The sequence below is a fragment of the Bradyrhizobium sp. Kon56 genome (assembly GCF_055807635.1).
In genome coordinates this window covers 1-393 of the sequence record NZ_JBVVOU010000181.1, presented here as the reverse complement: position 1 = coordinate 393, position 393 = coordinate 1, and the positions used below count along the sequence as shown (strand labels likewise).

Below are 393 nucleotides of genomic sequence, written 5' to 3'. Positions count from 1 at the left end.
CATCAAGCCGTCAAGCAGCTCTTTGGCGTCTGGTTCGTAGAGGTAGTCCCAGTGGTGCTTGAGTTCCTGATCCGGAGTCGCCACCAGTGGGATCAATTGCTCCACTCCCGTCTGCTGGAGCGCGCATCCCGCGTTTCCGAAGAGTACGTAGAGAAGTTCACCAACGGCGCAGTGACCGGCAAAACCGGTTCCCTGACCGCACTGCCGATCATCGAAACCCAGGCTGGCGACGTTTCCGCGTTCGTTCCGACCAACGTGATCTCGATCACCGACGGTCAGATCTTCCTGGAATCGGCCATGTTCAACTCGGGCATCCGCCCTGCAGTGAACGCCGGTGTTTCGGTATCCCGTGTGGGTGGTGCCGCTCAGACCAAGATCATCAAGAAGCTCTCC

The 393-nt window shown here is 58.8% G+C and carries 1 pseudogene; it reads left to right on the top strand.

Features of this window, described 5'->3' with window-relative positions:
- Positions 1-99 precede the first annotated feature (99 nt).
- Positions 100-393: pseudogene (locus AC0L3B_RS38535) on the top strand (hypothetical protein); the annotation flags it as partial.